General features: G+C 40.2%; 21 protein-coding genes. 11 read left to right on the top strand and 10 right to left on the bottom strand.

The features are described from left to right. Positions 1–8 precede the first annotated feature (8 nt). From L0657_RS14675 to L0657_RS14660, 4 genes are read right to left on the bottom strand one after another with little or no spacing between them, the layout of a single operon-like run. Entirely contained in the window at positions 9–797 is a 789-nt protein-coding gene (locus L0657_RS14675; protein WP_235151555.1) for a heme ABC transporter ATP-binding protein, read from the bottom strand. Continuing rightward, positions 794–1,906 (bottom strand): iron ABC transporter permease, encoded by a 1,113-nt coding sequence (locus tag L0657_RS14670; protein ID WP_235151554.1) that lies wholly within the window; start codon positions 1,904–1,906, stop codon positions 794–796. The genes L0657_RS14675 and L0657_RS14670 overlap by 4 nt, the downstream gene beginning before the upstream one ends. Next, positions 1,906–2,754 (bottom strand): hemin ABC transporter substrate-binding protein, encoded by an 849-nt coding sequence (locus tag L0657_RS14665; RefSeq protein ID WP_235151553.1) that lies wholly within the window; start codon positions 2,752–2,754, stop codon positions 1,906–1,908. Before L0657_RS14665 ends, L0657_RS14670 begins: the two co-directional genes overlap by 1 nt. Positions 2,755–2,765: 11 nt before the next feature. After that, positions 2,766–3,113 carry a DUF6686 family protein gene (locus L0657_RS14660; protein WP_235151552.1) on the bottom strand — a complete coding sequence of 116 codons (348 nt, stop codon included), beginning with the start codon at positions 3,111–3,113 and terminating at the stop codon, positions 2,766–2,768. A gap of 244 nt (positions 3,114–3,357) precedes the next feature. On the opposite strand from L0657_RS14660, the gene L0657_RS14655 reads away from it, so the two are divergent. Together L0657_RS14655 and L0657_RS14650 are read left to right on the top strand one after the other, a co-directional pair. Continuing rightward, positions 3,358–4,623: a cation:dicarboxylate symporter family transporter gene (locus L0657_RS14655; protein ID WP_235151551.1), complete on the top strand. Its 1,266-nt coding sequence runs from the start codon at positions 3,358–3,360 to the stop codon at positions 4,621–4,623. A gap of 72 nt (positions 4,624–4,695) precedes the next feature. After that, positions 4,696–4,896, top strand: a complete 201-nt coding sequence (locus L0657_RS14650) for a DUF433 domain-containing protein (RefSeq protein WP_235151550.1) — start codon at positions 4,696–4,698, stop codon at positions 4,894–4,896. Here L0657_RS14650 and L0657_RS14645 read toward each other — a convergent pair. The 4 genes from L0657_RS14645 to L0657_RS14630 are packed head-to-tail and all read right to left on the bottom strand — an operon-like array spanning position 4,886 to position 10,458. Further along, on the bottom strand, positions 4,886–7,690 hold the full coding sequence (locus tag L0657_RS14645; RefSeq protein ID WP_235151549.1) for a CHAT domain-containing protein: 2,805 nt from the start codon (positions 7,688–7,690) through the stop codon (positions 4,886–4,888). The two genes, L0657_RS14650 and L0657_RS14645, sit on opposite strands and share 11 nt — an antisense overlap. Positions 7,691–7,704: 14 nt before the next feature. Then, positions 7,705–9,090, bottom strand: coding sequence for a S8/S53 family peptidase (locus L0657_RS14640; protein ID WP_235151548.1), 1,386 nt, complete (start codon positions 9,088–9,090; stop codon positions 7,705–7,707). Positions 9,091–9,123: 33 nt separating this feature from the next. Further along, a complete protein-coding gene (locus L0657_RS14635; protein WP_235151547.1) occupies positions 9,124–9,843 on the bottom strand; it encodes a M48 family metallopeptidase in 720 nt (239 codons plus the stop codon). Between the two features lie 18 nt (positions 9,844–9,861). Further along, positions 9,862–10,458 carry an RNA polymerase sigma factor gene (locus L0657_RS14630; protein ID WP_235151546.1) on the bottom strand — a complete coding sequence of 199 codons (597 nt, stop codon included), beginning with the start codon at positions 10,456–10,458 and terminating at the stop codon, positions 9,862–9,864. Between the two features lie 259 nt (positions 10,459–10,717). On the opposite strand from L0657_RS14630, the gene L0657_RS14625 reads away from it, so the two are divergent. From L0657_RS14625 to L0657_RS14605, 5 genes are read left to right on the top strand one after another with little or no spacing between them, the layout of a single operon-like run. Beyond that, on the top strand, positions 10,718–10,993 hold the full coding sequence (locus L0657_RS14625) for a hypothetical protein (RefSeq protein WP_235151545.1): 276 nt from the start codon (positions 10,718–10,720) through the stop codon (positions 10,991–10,993). Beyond that, a complete protein-coding gene (locus L0657_RS14620; protein WP_235151544.1) occupies positions 10,993–11,856 on the top strand; it encodes a DUF692 family multinuclear iron-containing protein in 864 nt (287 codons plus the stop codon). The genes L0657_RS14625 and L0657_RS14620 overlap by 1 nt, the downstream gene beginning before the upstream one ends. Next, positions 11,831–12,409, top strand: a complete 579-nt coding sequence (locus L0657_RS14615) for a hypothetical protein (RefSeq protein ID WP_235151543.1) — start codon at positions 11,831–11,833, stop codon at positions 12,407–12,409. The genes L0657_RS14620 and L0657_RS14615 overlap by 26 nt, the downstream gene beginning before the upstream one ends. A 20-nt stretch (positions 12,410–12,429) precedes the next feature. Then, positions 12,430–14,160 (top strand): M3 family oligoendopeptidase, encoded by a 1,731-nt coding sequence (locus L0657_RS14610; RefSeq protein ID WP_235151542.1) that lies wholly within the window; start codon positions 12,430–12,432, stop codon positions 14,158–14,160. A gap of 28 nt (positions 14,161–14,188) precedes the next feature. Beyond that, complete coding sequence (locus L0657_RS14605; protein ID WP_235151541.1) at positions 14,189–14,488, top strand: hypothetical protein; 300 nt, start codon at positions 14,189–14,191, stop codon at positions 14,486–14,488. A 91-nt stretch (positions 14,489–14,579) separates the two neighbouring features. Here the strand turns inward: L0657_RS14605 and L0657_RS14600 are convergent, their stop codons facing one another. Then, on the bottom strand, positions 14,580–15,923 hold the full coding sequence (locus L0657_RS14600; RefSeq protein WP_235151540.1) for a phospholipid carrier-dependent glycosyltransferase: 1,344 nt from the start codon (positions 15,921–15,923) through the stop codon (positions 14,580–14,582). A gap of 428 nt (positions 15,924–16,351) precedes the next feature. Between L0657_RS14600 and L0657_RS14595 the strand changes: the two genes are divergently transcribed. From L0657_RS14595 to L0657_RS14585, 3 genes are all read left to right on the top strand, one after another. After that, positions 16,352–17,425, top strand: coding sequence for an NAD-dependent epimerase/dehydratase family protein (locus L0657_RS14595; protein ID WP_235151539.1), 1,074 nt, complete (start codon positions 16,352–16,354; stop codon positions 17,423–17,425). A gap of 72 nt (positions 17,426–17,497) precedes the next feature. Further along, entirely contained in the window at positions 17,498–18,445 is a 948-nt protein-coding gene (locus tag L0657_RS14590; protein WP_235151538.1) for a glycosyltransferase, read from the top strand. 6 nt (positions 18,446–18,451) lie between these two features. Continuing rightward, positions 18,452–20,116 (top strand): glycosyltransferase family 39 protein, encoded by a 1,665-nt coding sequence (locus tag L0657_RS14585; protein WP_235151537.1) that lies wholly within the window; start codon positions 18,452–18,454, stop codon positions 20,114–20,116. On the opposite strand, the gene L0657_RS14580 is transcribed toward L0657_RS14585, so the two are convergent. Then, a complete protein-coding gene (locus L0657_RS14580) occupies positions 20,067–20,507 on the bottom strand; it encodes an Rrf2 family transcriptional regulator (RefSeq protein WP_235151536.1) in 441 nt (146 codons plus the stop codon). The genes L0657_RS14585 and L0657_RS14580 overlap by 50 nt on opposite strands. Positions 20,508–20,794: 287 nt before the next feature. On the opposite strand from L0657_RS14580, the gene L0657_RS14575 reads away from it, so the two are divergent. Beyond that, on the top strand, positions 20,795–21,475 hold the full coding sequence (locus L0657_RS14575; protein WP_235151535.1) for a hypothetical protein: 681 nt from the start codon (positions 20,795–20,797) through the stop codon (positions 21,473–21,475). Position 21,476: the final 1 nt, after the last annotated feature.

Below are 21,476 nucleotides of genomic sequence, written 5' to 3'. Positions count from 1 at the left end.
GAATTTATTTAAACCATAATAGGACTAACCTTAGGAATGATCACCGGGAACGGCGTATCATCCGGCTGGATTATTCTGACCGAAACACCAAAAGCATCCCGGATATGGTCACCCGTAAGAACTTCGGCCGGTGTTCCAATCGCAAACATTTTGCCATTTTTCAACATCAAAATACGGTCTGCATATTGCAGGGCAAAGTTGAGATCATGAACCACTGCAATGACCCCATAACCTTTTTGCGTCATTTCTCTGGCTAGCTGGAAGGTTTCATACTGATGCAGTAAATCCATTCCGGAAGTAGGCTCATCCAGTAAAATAAGCCCTTCTTTCACTTCCCAGATCTGTGCCAAAGTTCTGGCTAACTGAACCCTTTGTTGTTCACCTCCCGAAAGCGTCGGGTATAACCTGTCTTTAAAATGGACGATTCCCACTTTTTGCAGACAATGATCAACGATAGACAAATCCCGCTGCGACGGCTTGGAATCATAAAAAGGATAACGGCCCATCAGAACGATTTCATGCACAGTAAAGGAAAGCGTGATGACATTTTGCTGCGCCAGTACTGCTCTTTTTTTCGCCAGTTCTTTTAAACTTAATCTTTTTAAATCTTTCCCACGGAGAGAAATCTTACCGGACGTTGGCGACAATTCTTTTGCCAAAAGTTTCATCAATGTCGATTTCCCGGCACCGTTGGCACCAACAATCGCCCAGAACTCCCCCGGCTTTGCCTCGAAACTAATATCCTGCAAAAGGGATCTATTCTTAACAGCAAACTGAATATTTTCAACCTTCATCATACACGGCTACGTTTTTGATTCCACAGAAGATAAATGAAAAACGGAGTGCCCAAAATGGCTGTCAGAATACCAATCGGGAGTTCTGCCGGAGCGACAATCGTTCTTGAAATTGTATCGGCGAGCGTCAGCACGATCGCCCCGCCAAAGGCAGAACCTACAAGAAGATATCTATTATCTGGTCCAAAAACACTTCGGATAATATGCGGGACTACCAGTCCGACAAATCCTATTGTTCCAGCTACTGCCACCGAAGAACCAACCGCCAATGTCGCCAGTATGATAACCGACCGTTTTAAAATTTTCATGTTAACCCCCAAATGAGCGGCCTGGCTTTCGCCTAAAACCAGAAGATTCAGTGATTTTGCGAGGTAAGGCATAAATAAGATGCTGATCCCTACAAACGGAGCAACAGCAATAACAGTGGTCCAGTTTGCTCCTCCCAGGCTTCCCAGCGTCCAGAAAGTTATTGTTCTCAATTGTTCATCCGTTGCCAGGTAGGTCATAAGGCCTGTAAGCGCGCCGACAAAAGCGTTTATCGCAATGCCACATAAGAGCATCGTCGTTACGCCACCATCGCCTGTCATTTTGGAAAGCTGATAAACTATCAGAGTCGTCAGAGCCGCACCGACAAAAGCTGCAAAAGAAAGTGTATAGGCACCAGCAAATTCATTAATAATTCCGAAAAATTTTATGTTGATCATGATCACAATCACCGCAAAAAGCGAGGCACCGGAAGTAACCCCAATCAATGTGGCATCTGCAATCGGATTTCGAAACAAACCTTGCAAAGCGGCTCCGGCGATACCTAAACCTGCCCCTACCAATATTCCCAGACAAACTCTCGGCAAACGGATCACCCAGAAAACGATTGATTTTTGCTCTTCCAAAACCGGCGTTTCAACAAGGCCAATTTTATGGGCTACAATTTCTGCTATCTCAGCATAAGAGATTTTCAATGCGCCGGTACTTACTGAAAATAATGTGCAAAGCAGTAACGCAACACCCAAAATCAGGATAACCCAGCCCGGTGAGAGTGGCTTTTTGAAATGCTGACCAGCTTTTTGAGATACTTTGGTCTCTTCTTTCGTTATGGTTTCTTCTTCAAACATTACTTAACCTTTTGAGCTAATTCCAAAGCTGCCTTTCCCAAACGCGGACCAAATCCGGTAAGATACTGGCCATCCATCGATACAATTTTTCTATTTTTACCTGCATTGGTATACGCAATACCTGGCACTTTCAATAATCCATCGATTCCATCGACACTTTCCAAACCGCTTGAAAATAAAACAAGCACATCAGGATTTGCAGCTAACAGTGATTCAGAAGTTAGAGGCTTGAAATCTGTAAAATCTGTTACAGCATTTTTATGGCCGATCAAAGAGAACATTTTGTCCAGCGATGTGTTTTTTCCAGAAACCATCAAGGTTCCTGTTCCCCTGGCGTAAATGAAAAGCAGTTTTTTGGGTGCGGCTGTTTTTGGGAGTTTTGCCATATCCGCTTTTAAAGATTTAATCATTTTTTCCGCCTGCGGTTTTGCATTAAAATAGGCTCCTACCTCCCGGATCAGACTAATTGTGCCTTCCTCAGAAAATTCCTGTTTAAATGTGACAACCTTTTTTCCGGTACTATTCAGCTGTTTTAGCACACTTGCAGACATCATGCTCTGGTCACTGGTAACAATCACATCCGGGTTTAATGCCAAAATGCCTTCTGCTGAAATGCTTCTGTTATGTCCTACTTTCGGCAACTTTTCCATAGAGGCTGGATAAGTACTCGTAACATCTACCCCGACGATTTGTGATTCCAAACCTAAACCAACGAGAATTTCGCTCAAAGTACCGCTAACAGAAACGATACGTTGAGATTTCGCCGCAATAATAAGGTTAGGATTTAGTAGCAGGAAAAAACTGAAAATTAACACAGAACTCACTCTGGATAAAATCGTTATACGCATGATTGTTAACATTATTTTTTACGTGAAAATATCTGGTCGATCTCTAGTGCAAGTAACGTTTCCTGAAAAAGTCCTTTTATCTCTTCGACTTCCTCATCGTTGAAAGAGAGCATAAAATTTGAGATGGGCGATGGCAAAAGATGGTTTCTTCCATGCGGTAGAGCAGTTTTCATCGTATGCAATTGATGCTCATCATAAAGGACTGAATGAAACCCGTTCAGGCCATCTTCGGAAAAAATGAAAAGCACATTCCCAAATACGAAATTGTAATGGTCACAGCAGCAGCACTGACCAATATAACCGTTTTGCGACTGACTTAAAATCCGTAATGACGAATAATCGTGCGTGGAATTATGCATAAGTACCTTGTATTAAGTGCCCTGAGATGGATTAAATATTCCGGAAACTATTTCATCAAAAGTTTATGCTGACAAATATACAATTTTATTTAGACCAAGTATAAACAATAACAAAAAAATAGTTTTCTGTACTTTGTGTTTATTGAAAAGTGCTTTTATATCGTATCTTGACTATCAACCGCAACCTTTTTGAATCGCCGCAGCAAATTTTTTCCTGTAACTTTATTCCTTAACACTCGTAAACTTGAAGAAGCTATTTACCAACCTGACATTTTGGGTTCTTACCGCCATTACAGCTGGTGCCTTGCTGGGTCATTATGATCCTGAAACCGCAGTAAAAATGGATGTTCTGGGCAAAGGTTTTATTTCAATCGTTAAATTATTCATCAATCCCATCATTTTCCTGACCATCACTTTGGGGATTATTGGCATGGGTGATTTGAAAAAAGTTGGTAAGGTTGGTGCAAAAGCGCTTCTTTATTTCGAAGTAGTAACAACCATGGCGCTTATCGTAGGCGTCATCGTTGCCAATATCCTTCGACCAGGCGATGGCGTGGTTACCACAAATCTTCAAAAAGGTGATATTTCAGTTTATGCCTCCAAGGTGAATGATTTCAGTTGGCTTCAATTTTTTCTGGATAATATTACTTTGCAGGTCCTGGTTGCTTCGCTGGTTCTGGGAACTGTTTTGAGCAAATATTCTGGCAAGGAAGTAATTATAAAATGGCTCAGTTTTGCTTCCAAATATGTTTTTAAAGCTTTACATATTGTGATGATCTTCGCTCCGATCGGTGCGTTCGGAGGAATGGCGTTTACAATTGGGAAATACGGTATTCATACTTTATTACCCCTGGCAAAACTGATGGGAACAGTTTATCTGACCATGGCCATTTTCATTTTCGGTGTTTTAGGATTAATTCTCCGCTCGTACAAAATCAGTATGTGGGGTTATCTGAAATATATTCGTGAAGAGTTGCTGATCGTTTTAGGAACTTCTTCGTCTGAGGCGGCTCTTCCATCTGTCATGGAAAAACTGGAACGTATGGGATGTTCAAAACCTGTTGTTGGATTGGTTATTCCGGCCGGATATTCGTTCAATCTGGACGGAACAACCATATATCTTTCCATGGCCACGATTTTTTTGGCGCAGGTATTTAATGTGCATTTGACAGCCGGACAAATCCTTTCTATAATTGGTATTTTAATGGTTACTTCAAAAGGGGCAGCCGGCGTTACGGGTAGTGGATTTGTCGTGCTTGCCTCTACGTTAACAGCCATAAAAGTTATCCCACTGGAAGGTTTGGCATTATTACTAGGAGTTGATCGCTTCATGTCAGAAGCGCGTGCGATTACTAACATTATAGGGAACGGTGTTGCGACGATCTGGCTTGCTAACAACGAAAACGAGTTCAATCGGGACAAGATGAATTATGCTTTTGCCAATGTTAGGGAAACGGAGAATATTGTGACGGATAATTTGACGGATGCCACGCAGGAGGCTGGTAAGTAGTTAAAAGTGTCAGGCTGTACAAAGTATTTGCTTCGCTATTTTAATTATATTTGTATTTAAGCACTTTGAGATATGAACTACCAAAATTATATCATATCAGATCATCGGATCATGCTCGGAAAACCAATTATTAAGGGAACTCGGCTGACCGTTGAATTGATATTACGAAAACTGGGAGAAGGCGCATCTGAAAATGATTTGCTTTCGGCATATCCGCAATTGACCAAACAGGCTATTCAAGCCATAATGCAATACGCGGTTGTTAATTGGTAAATGAGCCAGTTACATTGTTACTTCCAGACCTTTGTCGCCTCTTACGTAACATAAAAAGAATTAATACCGCCACTGCAGTACCAAAAATATAAATACCAACCCGTCCCATCCCCGTTTCAACAGGCTCAGTATTGCCAACCAGTACCATTCCTGCCCAGGAATATGGCAACTGATCGCTTTTTGAAGCAGTATCAAGCCACTCAATCTGAGCTTTCTGTAATGCCAGATCCAAAGGAAGTCCTTTATCCAACTGCTTATAGAACAATTCTGTCAGCTCGTAAATAGCTTTATTTTCAACGCTCCACAATGTTGTAAGCGTTGAAGGAATACCGATACCAGCAAAACCTCTTGCAAGACTAAAAACGCCCTCGCCTTTCTGGTTTTTTCCAACACCGGTCCGACAGGCTGACAGAACCATCAACTGCGTTTTGGATAAACCAGACGACGGAAGTTCCGACAGTTTTATAGCTGCATCGGCAAAATACAAGGTCGGCTCTTTTTCAGTACTATCTGCGCTGGCGTGGGTTAAAAGCTGGATAATTTTATAATCTGACAACTCCTCCAAAAATGCTTTTCGGGATGCATTTGCTTCGGTAAGCATTTTTGGAAAATAAAAATGTTCGCTGATCGTCTTCAATGAAATTTCTGATCCCGGCAAGGATGCCTGTTTAAGTTTTGGCGAAAAGGTAACCGGAGCAATACCTAAAAATGTATTGGTCGAAGGTAATGTACTTTTCTGCCGTGTCGTTTTGGTAAGAAATCCCGCAGAATATGTGTAACTGAACGCATATTTCCGAACTAAAAACTCAGGTTTGGAAGGTGAAAAACTCAAACTCTCGAACGGCAAAAAATTACCATCAGGAGAGATAATGACGCGGTCAGATTTAATCCCGAAAGGTTTAAGCAACAATTCGTAAAGGCGGTTGGCGGCAGTCAGATAATTACCGAATTCCTTGTTCTGATTTTCTCTGCTGCTCAGTAACCGCTGAAATTCATGCGTGTGACGCTTATACTCGTCAATATTTATTTTTTTCAGACTGATTTCTTTTGCCGTAATACTTAGCCCATACATCGCGCTGTCACCAACAAAATAAGAAATTAACACTTGCCCATCCGGAATAACTTTACTTCGAATTTCTTTTAATGTCGGAACACGGTTATCATACTTATAAGCATAATATTGCGGATTGGCCTTTTCCAGCTGTTTTATAAAAGTTTGCTGTTGCTCCTGAACGTGAAACAAATCGTTCCGAAGACTTATGTACTGCTTTGATTCCGGTTTACTTTCACCAAGCCTATTTTGCAAATCACTGATTCGCTGCCGCAGTGACTTTTCACGTTCCGCATCCTTCTGACTTAATTGCCGGTTTGCTCCAAGTTCATTCAACTGATCGTTGAGCATAACTGCCCGGCTTTTTTCAAAGAAATAAAATGCTGTTACCGGGTCGTTCAGCAGATTACAGGTTTCAATAGCGTGCTCGTACATGGCCCGGGTTTTATCCCGCCAGAAAAGTTTTGTTACATTACCCGTATGCTCCCAACGCATGAAATCGATCATCGTATCGGCAAGCATGTAGGTTTTGAGAGCATTTTTTAGTGTGGGAATATTATTTGAATTATGTTTAGCATAATCAAGCAAGGTGTTAGCTTTATCACGAATAAGAGTCAATAAGTATAACTTATTTGGCGATATTCTAATGAGTTTTGCCGGCGGATTATTATCCTCCTTCCCTAAAACATTATTCTGCGCAACCCTTGAAAGTGCTTCTTCATAAATTTTGACTGCGAGCTCATAATTTCCTTGTTTGCTGTATGACTCTGCGATGTTTCCAAGGATTCGAGAACGGGCTAGGTCTTGGTTCACATATTTCAAAGATTCACTAAAAAAAACCAAAGCCTTAGAATAATCCTGTAATTCTTCAAGATAAATATTCCCGATATTATTTGTAACAGCAGCACAGTTAAATAGAGCATAACTATCCGTTTTAACATTTTTGAGGTGCTCTTTAAACTCTGTCAACGCTTGGCCGTATACTTCGATTGCTTTTGTAAAACTATTCTTGGAAGCATACAGATCTGCCACTTGCGTCAGCACAAATCCTCTGGTTTTATGATCGCTCAATTGTCCAACCATTTCGTTGGTCCCCTTCAGCAATTCAAATGCCCCTCTTACATTATTTAGCGCGTTGAGTGCCTGAATTCTTTCAACTCTATTGTTAACCTGTTGAACTACCGACCCTTGCTTTCTGGCAATACTTTCTCCGATTTCTGCATATGAGAGACATTTTTGGTAATTACCTGAATCATAATACAAGTTTGCGAGCCGTTGATATATCATCGGCAGCAAATAAATCTTATCTGGATAGTTTTGTGCAATTTGAATTCCATTCTGGAATGCCTGGACCGATTTATCCGAATTATTGAGCGACCGTTCTATATTGCCTAGATTTAAATAACTATTTGCGGTATTTTTGGGACTTGCAGTATTACTTTTCGAAAGATTAATTTTGATTGCCTGTAAAGTGTATTTTTCTCCGAGAGCAAGACTGTCAAGCTGCCAATAAGAACGGCCAATAAGATGCAATATCTTTGCCCGAATTGAATCGTTTTTATAGCTGCATTTCAAAAATCTTTTTTGTAAATCAATACAAAAAAACAGCAATTCCCTATCTCCTAAGTCGTCATTAGCTTTTTCAAGATTGTCGTATAAAACATTTATTGGTACGCATTGGGCTTTTGCTTCAATGCATACCAATAAATTGAATATGAATACTAACAGTAGACGAGATTTCATTCCATGTTTTTATTTTACGGAATAATGGTATTATTACCATCTACTTGTGCGGGAGAAATCCAATTATGAGGCGATGCAATCTGAGATAATAAATTGGGGTTCACAGCAGCGCCGCCCGCGATTTTTGCTGCGGCTTTTCCTGCCGCGACCGGTGTGGCGAATGAGGTTCCCATGCCGGTCCCGTTCACCAAAGATCCGGATAATGAAAATCCACAAGAAGTATCTGCCTTAACCGCTACTTTTACAAACTGAGGCGAATAATTTTGATTATCACATACTTCCAATGAACCGAGAGATGTTCTGGATTCAACAGAAGAAGTTACCGAAATCAAATTTGGTATGTTTTTTAAACAAGCAGGAAAAAACCTAAGATTTCTTAAAGACAAATCTCGGCTATTAGTTCCATCCAATGTATCCATTTCGTAACTTTCGTTTCCGGCCGCTGCAAAAAACAATGCGCCAGTTTCTTTGATACAAGTTCCGATAAATTTGTTTGTTACTTCGTCTTCTTTCGGTGCATAATATCCTAAACTGGCATTAATAATATCAACTTTTTTACCTTTTAATGACGACAAAGCACATATCAAATCAAAGATACTCCCATTACCCGCTGAGTTTAAGACCTTAACAGGTATAATACCTACACGGACATCAACTGGCAATTGCTTTAAAATTAGTCCGGTGACAAAAGTACCATGCTTGGTGTCATCGTCATCTATGGGATTGTTAAAGTATTTTGAAGACAGGATACATGTGTCTTGCAAAGAAAAATTGGGAAATACCGTTCCATCACCATAACCAGTATCCAAGACCGCAATTTTTACAAATTTATCTTCCTCGTCTATAGCAATGCCGGGAAATTTCGAAGCATATTTTGAAGTCTCACCACGATATGTTTTTAGAGTTCCAAAGCCGGATGGTCCTTTTTGCAATCTATAATTAGGTGCGAAACCAACTACCTTTGAAAATTCTACATCTCCCTCTTTCGTAGATCCGTTTCCAACAGTCAGTTTTTCACCGCTTTTACTAATTACGCCAATTGGGAAATTGTAATATCTCCTCAAACGTGGGCTACAATCACAGACCTCCACATGCAGATCAGGATATTTCGTCCTGATTTCGTTCTCAATTTTCTCAATCTCTGAAATGTCGAAACTGTCGTGATATTTAAATATAAAATCAATTGGGACTTCACCATTGCCCGCGACAAGTCCGAACGTAAGAGACTTATCATATTCGAAATCTTTATCTAATTTTTTTACAGGTTTACCATCTTTTAATGTTTGGTAATAACCTCTATTACAATCTGCTTTCCAAGCCAGAGTTTTCTTTTTTTTCGAACGGCAGGCAAATACAAAAAATGCGGCTAAGGCGGCGGTTAGTGAAAATAGGTATTTCATTTGGGGACGTGGTTAGGTTTAAATATAAATGCATCATTTCACCCACTTTTCAGCCTCCTCCTTTCCGTCCAAGTTACTATCAATTACCTCCTCCAACAAGCTGTCCGCCAATTTCTTATCTAACGGCAAACCTCGCTGAATGTGTGCAATGGCTTCATAAAACTTTCCCGGATTTGAGAACAGATTTTCTTGTTCTCCAAGCTGATGAAAGTAGGTAATCGCTTTGTCGTAATTTTTAAGTTTCAGGGAAACAATCCCTGCAAGTTTTTGTGCCTCGGCGTTTTCAGGATCCCGTTTCAAGATAGCTTCCACCTGATTTTCGGCAGTACTAAATTCTCCCATATTATACGCACCGACGGCCTGTTGTAAACTGTCAGCATCTCCATCCATCTGAACACTCAGCGTTGAAAAGTTTTTTTCGACGTACGCGTTCGCCAGCAATTCCCGGTCTTGAGTTCCTGATTTCAGGAAAAACCAGCCAAGTCCCAAAGCGATCAGGATGACTGCCGCAGAAGTATAATAAATCAATTGTCTGTTAATTGTCTTCGATTCAGCAGGACCTAATTTCTGCCATTCTGCATGTCTCTTGATAAGCTCCTTTTCTCGGGCATTTTGTTTTGCCGCATCGTGTGTAACTAAATAAAACGCCACAGATTCGGCCAGTTCAGGACTCGATTTCAAGTCTTCCTCGAACTTTTTTCTCTCCAATTCAGGGAGCTGCTTTTTAAAATAATCGTCTATTCGCTCTTCCATAATCTGATTTGTTCGCCTCTAATCATTTTTACCCCCTTTATACAAATCCCTCAACTTTTCAAGACATCTTAAACGGCTTGTCTTCACTACGGCTGCCGACTGATAACCCATCTCAACAGCAATCTCCTGATCCATATATCCTTCGCCCCAGGCTTTGATCATTTGCTGGCACTTCTCGCCGATTTCTCGTAACCGGGTATGTAAAAGTTCAATATCATACTGATCGATAAGTCGCTGCACAATGCCACGTGATTCGTCAGGAAGCATATTGACATAGTCGTCCAATGTTTCGCCATGATGAACCTGTTGGCGATTAGTCGCATTTTTACGCAGCAGGTCAACACATTTGTTAGAAAAGATCTGATTTAAATACGTTTTTAATGAAGAATGCCCCTTAAAGCTCCCATTTTGAATGTTTTCTATAATTGTCAGGATCGTATCGGAATAAACCATCGAGCATTCATCGTGAGAAAGCTTATGCTTCCACTCGCCTCCGCGGATCAAATACATATATTTTTCGTAAAGGCGATTTTCACAAAAGCGGCGTTGGCCGTTGTCGGATAAAATCCCTTCAATCAGATCATCATCAGAGAACTTTTTTTGAAAGAATGGCATAGTGCTAGGCGGATACTTGACGGTAATATACGTAAAATCAAATGTTTTTAACAACTATGTATCAGTAGTTTAAGGATGATAAAAATGTTTCTATTCAACGGATAAAAAAATTCGCAAATCATGTTACCAAAATAGCTTTCGCCGACGACTAAGCCTCTACATTATCGCTTTCCAGCCTTTCGCAAGCGTGCAATAATGTTGGGGTAAGGCAATTCCCTTTTAAACATTGCCAGATTTTATCTATTAAACTCTTACGATTATGGTAGATCAAGCAATTACCAGCAAACTGACAGCCGGTAAAACAACATTGGCAATTAAGGTTCGTCCGTCCGTGACCAAAGATCAGATCAACGAAATTTTGGAAAGAATTTACAAAGAAAGTGGTTGTACAGCCTGTGGGCTTGGTGGACGGGACCTGTTCATAGGTATCGATGATATCCTGATCGATCGTGAACGATTCGGAAGAGCTTTGAAACTGGAATCTGTTGTCGAATTTAAAATTCTGAATGATATCGAGTTCAAACAACAATTCTGATGAAACCGATCAAGATTGGAACTACTTATGAAGGAGGCCGTCCTGATTTTCTGGAAAAACTTCTTTCTGTTGTAGACTACCTCGAATTCAGTCCCGACTCTCTGGCCACTTCCCGAAAAGGAGTGGCCAGTATTAATCCTGAGAAGCTTGAAGAACTAAAAAAGGTTGATGACAAAATTGACCTTCTGGTTCATGGAGTCGGTTTATCAATCGGCTCTTACGATGGTGTTTCCAAAAACTACCTGAATCTTCTGGACGAACTTCTAGAAAATCTTTGCTTAAAATGGCATAGCGAGCACCTGGCTTACATATTTGTTGACGGCGTAAATCTGGGTACCATGGTGACGCTACCCCGCACTATTGAAACACTTGCTATGGTCTGCGATCGCATCAATAAAATTCAGGATCGTTACAACATTCCCTTTTTGCTGGAAAATGTGGTCAGCCTTATTCCGGAATATCATAGCAATTATTCTCATGCAGATTTTCTGAATAAAATCTGTGAAAGAACAGGATGTGGTCTGATACTTGACATTTACAACCTGGAATGTGATGCCTTTAATCATGGATTGAATATCGAATTATTCCTTAATGAGCTGAATTGCAATCATATCAAAGAATTTCATATTGCCAGCGGTTTTATGGACAGCGGCTTCATGACAGACATACATGCCGGGCTTACGAGCGATACAACCCTTGAATTAACCCAACACGTTATAGAACGCTACCAACCTGAAAACCTGGAAGCGATCACCTATGAATTACTTGACGAGTTTGTTGACCGCGTTGGTCAGGAAGCCATTTTAAATGAACTTGAAAAATTAAAAGTTCTGTTTTATGAAAAATCACCTGCCACTTGCTGATCTTCAAAAGAAGATACTTGGTCTTGTAAAGGACAACTATCTGCCGGAATACGGGGATGAAAATTATTTTCATTCTGTCGCGAAATCATCAAATCTACAACTCGTCCGCGCAATTGCACTATGGTGGCGCCAAAACCATTTGGAGCGATACTGCTTTTTCACTTCCCGCTTTCTAAAAGCTACCGGGCAAATGGAAACGACTACTGCGCGCTACTTTCAGGCCAACAACCACTCCTCGTTTATCGAAGAAATCGGCCCCCACTTTTTGTCCTGGCTTTCGAAAAACACAATCGGCCTCACCTCAATTATTGCGCGTTTTGAGCTTGGAATGATTGCCATCAACCGAAATGAAGCTTATGAAGACGAAATCGTATGGCCTTGCGATCCTTTTCCAATTATATACGGATTAGTTCAAAATGACTTATCCAATGAATCGATTCAGTCCGGCTCATTTTCTATGACACTTTCTGATAAAATAATCGGATCATTTGAAGTAGAAGAAATTACGTCCATTTCACTTTCAGCCAATTCCACCTTACCTTTGAAAATATAATTATCACAATCAAAGGAAAGATGATAAATCAGGAAACTAGCACGTTGGCCCGATCTGAACGGGTTTTTATAGGAGAAGAATTTGATCTGAAAAGCTGGGAAGATCTTCAGCCATTTTATGATAATTTAAAAGCCAGGGAAATAAATTCTGCTTCGGACCTCCGTCAATGGTTTTTAGACCGGAGTGAACTTGAATCATATTTATCAGAAAATTTCGCATGGAGATATATACGCCAGACTTGTGATACTGCAAATACAGGCTTGATCAACGCATTGCAGTTTTTCATTACAGAAATTCAGCCAAAACTTGCAGAATATGGAAATGAGCTGGATAAAAAGGCAGTGGAAAGTAAGTACCTGAACGAGCTGACAGATCAGGGTTTTTCGATTACGATTCGTGGTATGAAAAAAGCCATTGAATTATTCCGCGAAGAAAATATTCCGCTGCAAACGGAAATGCAAACCGAAGAACGCCGTTACGGTGCCATTGCAGGTGCTATGACTGTCACGCTCGATGGAGAAGAAATGACTTTGCAAAAAGCATCGGACCGACTGCAGTCTACGGATAGAGCTGTTCGCGAAGAGGCATGGCGTGCGGTAGCGGAAAGACGTTACCAAGATCATGACACGCTGGATGAGTTGTTGAATAAATTGGTAACCCTGCGGGATCAGGTTGGGAAAAACGCTGGATTTGACAATTATCGTGATTATATGTTCGCGGCAATGGGCCGTTTTGATTACACGCCACAAGATTGCTTTAACTTTCACGCCTCAGTGAAAGAAGCTGTTGTACCGTTGTTAAACGATATGGCGAATAACAGGAAAAGTGCTTTACAAGTTGACCAACTTCGTCCATGGGATACGAAAGTTGATCCGAAAGTACTTGCTCCACTGAAACCATTTAACAGCGGTGAAGAATTGCTTGACAAAACAATCCGTTGTTTCAGCCGTCTTGATCCGTTTCTTGGAAATTGCCTCCAGATCATGAAAAACATGAAACATTTGGATCTGGAATCAAGAAAAGGAAAGGCACCGGGTGGTTATAATTATCCATTAGAAGAAATCGGAGTTCCGTTTATTTTTATGAACGCGACCTCGAACCTTCGCGATATGATCACTTTGCTGCATGAAGGCGGCCATGCTGTTCACTCGCTTGTCACGCGGGATCTTGCGCTAAATTCATTCAAACATACCCCATCAGAAGTTGCTGAACTGGCTTCGATGTCCATGGAGCTCATTACCATGGATTTCTGGGATGAGTTTTTTGATAACGAAAATGACCTTCGCCGGGCAAAAATTCAGCATCTAGAATCTATCATAGAAACCCTTCCCTGGGTTGCAACTGTCGATAAATTCCAGCATTGGATGTATGAAAACCCGATGCATACTGCTGACGAACGAACAGATGCGTGGGTTAGAATTTACAAAGAATTTACGGATGAAGTATTAGACTGGTCTGGGCTTGAATCATTCCGGAAATATTTATGGCAACGTCAGCTTCATATTTATGAGGTTCCTTTTTATTATATTGAATACGGTATTGCACAATTAGGTGCTATCGGTGTTTGGAAAAACTACCGCGAAAATCCGGAAGAAGGCCTGAAAGGATATCTTGATGCGCTCAAACTAGGTTACACTGCGCCAATCACTGAAATATATGCGGCTGCAAATATTCCATTTGATTTTTCCAGGGAATACATCACTGACCTCATGCAATTTGTGCATAATGAGTTAGAACGATTAAAAATTTGACAATTCATTTCCTAACCATTTGGTGGTTATGGAAAAGGCGGTTATTTTTGTGCGTATTACTATGAACAGCAGAGAGATGAAATTCAGTAAAATAGCCGCTTTTGTGGCATGTGTAGCATTATTATCTTCTTGTGATTATCAAAAATATAACCACAAAGAACAAAAAGACCTAAATGCAGACAATCAGTATGTTTACGGAGTAAGCCCGGATTCTTTGCCACGTCAGATGGCTAACAAATACGAAGCAAATCCTGAACTTGAACCACGTGTAGAAGCAATTCGTGCTAAATTATTCAGTGGGTCTGGTAGTGCGGTAGTAAAACAATAGTACTGTCTCTTAACAGGTTAAGATTTCATAAACAGGATATCCTCATTTTTTGAGGATATCTTTTTTTGTGCCCGGCTATTTCAGTTTCAGATTATGTAAGCAGGATATGGACGCCTTCGGTGAAGTAATAAACAATATACAGAAGTGATATTGTCAGCATTGAAAAGGCACTTAAATTAAATGCCAGCTTCGATTTTTCTTTCACAAATTTCAATCCTGCATACAGAATCCAGATGATCGGGAAGAATGCCTGAAGAAATAATCTCGACTGAAAGCAGACCCAGACATTGTATTTCAGGCCAGCAACAATTACCAGTAAAATGCTCATGAACAGAATACTTAGCCAGGCGGCCTGCTCCAATCCCTTGTCAAAACTTTCGCTATTGCTTGATTTTAATTTACCTAAAAAACTAAAAACAGTTATTGATTTCAAGAACGCACCTAACAGGATTAAAACGGATGGGATAAGTCCGACGATGTAAATAACGCTTCCTATATACTTAAAAGAAGTTCTTGAACCCAGTTCGAATCCATTTAGCGGTTCGCAAAATTTGTACCAAAATGTAGCGTAAAAGATAATTGGATATACATGTTCCAGCATCGGATCTCCCTGAAAATAGGTTGGATATTTTACCAGCTGTTTCAGGTTAAAATACAAAATACTTTTAATACCAATAAAAGTGTTCGCGGGCATGTAATAGAAGAAATCAATATTGTGCGCGATCAGGCGGTGTTCCGCATAATAATTTTCAAGGTACTTATAGGACCCAATGACAAGTGTTATAATGCCAAAAAGCAAAATCCGACCGATAATCGTTTTAACCGGCAGATTCTTTTTCCAAAGTGATAGAATTACTACTAGTCCAAGTGATGGGCCGAAAGCCAGGAAAGTTCCTTTCGTAAGCAATCCTAAACCTAGTAAAACAGCAATCAATATCTCATTCCGTAGCGTAGGTTTTTGGATATATTGGTGAAGTACGTAAAAGATACAAGTCCCGAGAAAATAAGCCAGCGTATCATTTGAAACATATAAAGAAAAGGTAACAAACGAATGTAAAAATACGGCAAGCAGAAAAGCCACATTTCTGACAACAACGTCCGGCAACAGATTTTTACATAAAAGATACAGCAGATATAAATTCCCACATGCGAGTAAGAGCGAAAATATCTGGGTTATTTTCTGGCTGTGAATATTGTCAAAATAAAAAAATGGCAGAGAGAGTATATAAAAAAGAGGAGGGTGCATAGCGCAAAAAACCTCTCTCGTTAACGGAAGCCTGCCTTTTTCAAGAATAAAATTAATTACTTCGCCGTGAGCATCGACGCCAAAACCAGGTAACGTGATATATAGAAAAACCCGAAGTACAATACCGGCAATCAATAAATAACTTAAAAAGCTATCTTTACCAAAAGCGGTGGTCATTTGTCCAAACATACACTAGTTAAAATCACCAATAAAATTTCCACGGCACAATGCCTTTTCCAGAAGTCGGGTAACTGCTTCCGGATATGATAGGTGTGTTATAATAATTCTTATGACGGAGCTCTGCTACTTCTTTATAAAATAATGAAATGACAGACTTTTGATGAGGAGGGAGAATATTTCGTAAAACTATGCAAGTAGTAAATAGAATAGAAATTTTTCTGCCAAATAGGTTAATTTTTTTGTAATCGGTCAGTTTTTTCCGTCCAACAATCAACCTAAGGTTACTTTTTTGATAAAATGAACTGTAATTTCGCAGCCACTTAAGAAACCAGTTGGGATAATTGTCTGTTTTTATTTTACTTTACATCTTATATTATACACATCTGAATATAGTATTATTTTAATACCACATTTTAAAACAGAATTTAATACTTAATATGAATATAGCATTAGTTACCGGCTCAGCCGGATTGATCGGAAGCGAGTCTGTTGCTTTCCTAGCTGATAAGTTTGACCTGGTTATTGGAGTTGATAATAATCTACGTGAATATTTCTTCGGAGCAGACGGAAACACTGCCTGGAATAAAAGCCGTATTGAATCTGCTTACGCCAATTACAAACATTACTCTGCTGATATTCGTGAAGTTAGCCAACTGGAACCGATCTTTAAAGAATACGGAAACGATATCAAATTGATTATCCATGCTGCTGCACAACCTAGTCATGACTGGGCTGCGCGTGAACCGTTTACAGATTTTGGTGTAAATGCAGTTGGAACGCTGAATATGCTGGAAATGACCCGACTTCATACACCTGAAGCTGTGTTTATTTTCACTTCAACAAATAAAGTATACGGAGATAACCCGAACTATCTGCCTCTTGTTGAGCTGGAAACCCGTTGGGAAATTGACGAAAGTCATCCATATTTCGAAAATGGTATTGACGAAAAACATAGCATTGACCATACGAAACACTCGATCTTTGGTGCTTCGAAAGTAGCAGCAGATATTATGGTGCAGGAATATGGCCGCTATTTTGGGATGAAAACAGCTGTTTTCCGTGGCGGATGTCTTACAGGTCCTAACCATTCAGGCGCTCAGTTGCACGGATTCCTTGCGTACCTGATGAAATGTGCGATCACTGGAAATCACTACACGATTTTTGGATATAAAGGAAAACAGGTTCGTGACAATATTCACAGCCATGACCTTGTAAATATGTTCTGGCATTTCTATCAAAACCCTCGTCCGGGCGAAGTTTATAACGCAGGAGGTGGCCGTTTCGCCAACTGTTCAATGATCGAGGCTATTGCCTTATGCGAAAAAATTACCGGAAATAAACTTTCACATTCATATTCTGAAACAAACCGTATCGGTGACCATATCTGGTATGTAAGTGATCTTTCGAAATTTAAAGAACACTATCCGGGTTGGAATTGGGAATATGGTCTTGTTGAGACGCTAACTCAGATCCACGACGGAATTTCGTCTCGTTTGGCTAGTGTAAAATAATATGTTAATCCTTATAACCTCCGGACCAGTAAAATTCTTTATACTTGTCCGGAGGTTATTTCCTTCACCACTATGCCGGAAAATTTTGTAATTATTATACCTCAGTACAACGACTGGGAGGCGCTTAATCTGCTGATCACGAAAATAAACACAGATTTAAACCCTTCCGTGCTGAAAAATGCGTCAATACTTGTGGTTGATGATTGTTCTGCAAAAGACCGGACAGAGCCATTTGTTCCTTTTGGAGGAAAAGCCATTCAGGTATTACGTCTGTACCGCAATCTTGGTCATCAAAAAGCAATTGCGATCGGACTTTCTTATGCAGCTGAAAATATTGCCTGCGACAAAGTGATCGTGATGGACGCTGATGGAGAAGATGCTCCTTCTGATATTAATAAGCTGGTCGCCAGATCGCTCGAAGTGCCCGGTAAAATCATTTTTGCCCAAAGAAATAAACGCACTGAAAATTTCCTTTTCAGGTTTTTTTATGTAATCTATAAGTCTGTATTTAAGTTACTTACAGGAAAAGTGATCACATTTGGCAATTTTAGCATCATTCCTCAAAACAGACTTCAAAATTTGGTTCGAGTTTCTGAAATCTGGAATAATTATCCCGGAGGAATCATCAAATCCCGTATCCCTTATGATTCGGTTCTGACAGACCGCGCTACGCGTCTGGCGGGAGAAAGCAAAATGAATTTTGTTTCGCTTGTTTTGCATGGACTTAGTGCCATTTCAGTTTTGGTTGATACCACGGCCGTTCGGATTCTGATCTTTTCGATGTTCATGTCCGGCCTCGCTGTTGCTTTTATTGTCATTATTCTTTTTCTGAAACTAATTGGAAATGCAACACCGGGATGGGCTTCCACATTGGGTAGCACTTTGATCATTTTGATGCTTCAATCCTTCCTGATTTCCTTATTTCTGGTCTTTATGGTATTGCAGTATCGTTCGCAGCAGCACTTTATTCCAGCGATTCATTACCGCGATTTTGTTGAAAAGGTAGATACAATCAACTAGTATCTTATGCTTACATTCGACAATTCCCCGACAGTTTATTGGTTTCTTGGATATCTGCTTGGCGGGATTGTTATTCTGGCAAGTATTTACAAAAAAGTACCTGGCTGGGCTTTTCTGATCCTTTGCGTAGGTTTATTGTCATTTATGAGAATGCCGGCTATTGTATTTAACCGGGAACTCAATGCAGACGAAAGTCAGATGCTCAGTCATGCGATAACACTTTACCAGGATCCTGTGTACTGGCGTTCTGTCGATGGAACAACGATTGGACCCTTGGACAATTATCTTCTGGTTATTCCAAAAGTATTCGGATTTCAAATCAATTACACTTCCGGCAGGGTGATGGGCTTGATATGCTGTATAGGAGCTTTGCTTTTCATTTTTTCAGCGATGAAAAAATGGTTTGGGGAATCGACTGCGCGCGTGGCATTTACAGCCCCGATTATTTTTCTTGCATTCACTCAGGAAAATGATTTTGTCCATTATTCCTCCGAACAACTTCCTGTTTTTCTTCTGGCCTTCACCATCTGGCTGCTTTCCAGAATTTCAGATAACAGACAGATTTCCTCATGGGTTACCTTTTTTCTGGGTCTTGCAGCCGGAATGATGCCTTTTGCAAAACTCCAGTCCGTTCCCCAGGCTATGGTTGTAGTACTCGCTGCTTTGTGGCTTTGTGATCAATTTTATCAAAGATCCAGTGAAATCAAACCCCTGCTTTTTCTCCTTGTCGGCGGGCTGACATTTCCAATATTATTATTTCTCTGGATTCTAACGAACAATGTTTTCCAGGACTTTATCGATTTTTATATTCTTGGAAATGCGATTTATGCCGGAGGAAGCAGTTTTATAGAAATTCCTGCACAGTTTTTAAAACTGATATCTTTAAGCGCTGATTTTAGTGTTTATTCGCTGGTTCTGCTTATTTCAATCATTTTAGGGCTATTTGTCGCGTTTCGTCACTCCGCAGAAAATAGAAAGACAGCCGGTTTTATAATTCCCGCTACGATTATATTACTCATTTTAACAGGCATATACTCCTCAACTAAATCCGGAAACAGCTTTATCCATTATTTAAATTTTTGTATTTATCCATGGATTTTACTGGCTGCTTATAGTATAAAAACACGGAATAACTGGTTTGTTGCAGCGCCAATTATTTTGCTTTTTTGGTTTGCAGGGAATGACGCGATATCTTACCGCCGAGAGCATCGTCTGAACGCTTTTGAATCTGTAAATGGGTTAACTAAGCTCGATAAAAGTCCGGTCGTTACTACTCTGATGAAATTTACAAAACCCGGAGATTACATGGTCGTTTGGGGCTGGCAATGTAAATATTATGTGGAAGCGCAACTTGCTCAGGGAACAGCTGAAAACCATTCAGAGCGATCGATTTTTAAACATCCCATGCAGGAAAAGTATCTGGCTCGTTATGTGAGCGATTTAAAAAGGACAAAACCAGCAGTGATTCTTGATGCTGTGGGCATATACAGCCTATGGGTGCAGGATAAAAAAACGCAGGGAATCAATAATTTCCCTGCGGTGGCTGACTTTGTTCGCCAGCATTATACTTTGGTGTCAACGATTGACGATGTCACGCTTTATGTACGAAAAGACAGGCTCGTTACTCAGCAAGCAAATGCTCTCCCGCTCCTTGCAGCAATAAATCGTTGAGCGTTGTCTGATCTAAAACAGCAAGGTTTGCATCTCTCCATCTTTCCAAAACAGTACGCAGGCTGCATGTTTCCTCATCTTTGCAGTCATCACATTTCCCGTAGAAAAACATTGAAACGCAAAGCGCGGGCGCAATAGGTCCGTCAATAATTCTGAGAACTTTTGAAAAACTTACTTCGCCTGGGGGTATTCTTAAAAGGTAACCGCCTCCTTTTCCTTTCTGACTTTGAAGTACTCCATTATTTCGTAAATCAAGCAAAATCGCTTCAAGAAACTTCTTCGGAATTCTTTCTTTTTCTGCAATATACGAAATCAGCACCGGGCCTTTTCCGAACTGTTCCGCCAAAACTTTAAGCGCTTTAAGGGCGTATTTTGCTTTTTTTGATATCATTGTTGATAAGTATACTGAAATTCACCAATACTATTACATGGGCCTGATAATGCTATATCATCCATATAATTCATCTGCTAAACTGAACCATTCATCTTTTGTAACAAAAATTATTCAGTTTTTATTCACTTATTGAATTGTATATCAGAACGTCTGATTTCAATGAAGCTGTTTGTTGGGTACAATTTTATAAAATAATCTGCTTACTCTACTAATTTATAGACTTTTCAAACTAATTTGTAATAAATACAAATATTAAATTCAGATTCTCATCATACACACACATTATGGCCGCTATCGCAACTTTACAAATCGAAAAACGTCAGATTGAAATTGCTTCAAAATTGTACTTGTATGGCTCAGAAGCCACGGACGATATTGGAATCGCTGTTATTGAAGAAATCAACCGGATGTATAATGAACCGGAAGCATTTGTTAATCTTAGCGGCGACCAAGTAATGGTTGTATTCAATATTACCTATAAAATTATTTCAACTGGTGAAGCAATGCTCAGAGCTGCCGTAAACCTGAATTTTAGAAATAATTATATCCGGATTGAAAATGAAAATCATATCACCCGGTCTTTTATGGGGTATGGTTTGGGTGATAATGTCGGACATTGGCTCACGACAGACAATCTTGGGACTTCGACAACCGCCGCACATGAATTTGGTCATAGCCTCGGCCTCGATCACCCTGCCGTTCTGGATTTTCGTGGAAGCGCCACGCCTCCACCCATTATGGCTCCCAGAGGAAGCCTTGTAGATCCACATTTTCAGTGGAATCCACAAGCAATTCCGGGTGAGTTTGGCGGGACGATGAATCCCAAATATAGGAAAGTTACAAAAGACGAGGTCCTGCTGATCCTGAATGATCTTTCATTCGAAAACGACACAAATATTCGCCTCGGCCAGATTTCGAATACGCTTTTCGATAAAACCGGCAGTCCAACCCGTTGGTTATCCTGAT

The organism is Dyadobacter sp. CY345 (assembly GCF_021502725.1).
Lineage (GTDB): Bacteria > Bacteroidota > Bacteroidia > Cytophagales > Spirosomataceae > Dyadobacter.
The sequence above is the reverse complement of the archived record's forward strand: the minus strand, read 5'-3'. Positions and strand labels throughout refer to the sequence as shown.

Bases quoted from the DNA above. Each gene is read 5' to 3' on its own strand.
- L0657_RS14675 (WP_235151555.1), bottom strand. From the start codon at position 797: ATGATGAAGGTTGAAAATATTCAGTTTGCTGTTAAGAATAGATCCCTT.
- L0657_RS14670 (WP_235151554.1), bottom strand. From the start codon at position 1,906: ATGTTTGAAGAAGAAACCATAACGAAAGAAGAGACCAAAGTATCTCAA.
- L0657_RS14665 (WP_235151553.1), bottom strand. From the start codon at position 2,754: ATGCGTATAACGATTTTATCCAGAGTGAGTTCTGTGTTAATTTTCAGT.
- L0657_RS14660 (WP_235151552.1), bottom strand. From the start codon at position 3,113: ATGCATAATTCCACGCACGATTATTCGTCATTACGGATTTTAAGTCAG.
- L0657_RS14650 (WP_235151550.1), top strand. From the start codon at position 4,696: ATGAACTACCAAAATTATATCATATCAGATCATCGGATCATGCTCGGA.
- L0657_RS14645 (WP_235151549.1), bottom strand. From the start codon at position 7,690: ATGAAATCTCGTCTACTGTTAGTATTCATATTCAATTTATTGGTATGC.
- L0657_RS14640 (WP_235151548.1), bottom strand. From the start codon at position 9,090: ATGAAATACCTATTTTCACTAACCGCCGCCTTAGCCGCATTTTTTGTA.
- L0657_RS14635 (WP_235151547.1), bottom strand. From the start codon at position 9,843: ATGGAAGAGCGAATAGACGATTATTTTAAAAAGCAGCTCCCTGAATTG.
- L0657_RS14630 (WP_235151546.1), bottom strand. From the start codon at position 10,458: ATGCCATTCTTTCAAAAAAAGTTCTCTGATGATGATCTGATTGAAGGG.
- L0657_RS14625 (WP_235151545.1), top strand. From the start codon at position 10,718: ATGGTAGATCAAGCAATTACCAGCAAACTGACAGCCGGTAAAACAACA.
- L0657_RS14620 (WP_235151544.1), top strand. From the start codon at position 10,993: ATGAAACCGATCAAGATTGGAACTACTTATGAAGGAGGCCGTCCTGAT.
- L0657_RS14615 (WP_235151543.1), top strand. From the start codon at position 11,831: ATGAAAAATCACCTGCCACTTGCTGATCTTCAAAAGAAGATACTTGGT.
- L0657_RS14610 (WP_235151542.1), top strand. From the start codon at position 12,430: ATGATAAATCAGGAAACTAGCACGTTGGCCCGATCTGAACGGGTTTTT.
- L0657_RS14605 (WP_235151541.1), top strand. From the start codon at position 14,189: ATGGAAAAGGCGGTTATTTTTGTGCGTATTACTATGAACAGCAGAGAG.
- L0657_RS14600 (WP_235151540.1), bottom strand. From the start codon at position 15,923: ATGTTTGGACAAATGACCACCGCTTTTGGTAAAGATAGCTTTTTAAGT.
- L0657_RS14595 (WP_235151539.1), top strand. From the start codon at position 16,352: ATGAATATAGCATTAGTTACCGGCTCAGCCGGATTGATCGGAAGCGAG.
- L0657_RS14590 (WP_235151538.1), top strand. From the start codon at position 17,498: ATGCCGGAAAATTTTGTAATTATTATACCTCAGTACAACGACTGGGAG.
- L0657_RS14585 (WP_235151537.1), top strand. From the start codon at position 18,452: ATGCTTACATTCGACAATTCCCCGACAGTTTATTGGTTTCTTGGATAT.
- L0657_RS14580 (WP_235151536.1), bottom strand. From the start codon at position 20,507: ATGATATCAAAAAAAGCAAAATACGCCCTTAAAGCGCTTAAAGTTTTG.
- L0657_RS14575 (WP_235151535.1), top strand. From the start codon at position 20,795: ATGGCCGCTATCGCAACTTTACAAATCGAAAAACGTCAGATTGAAATT.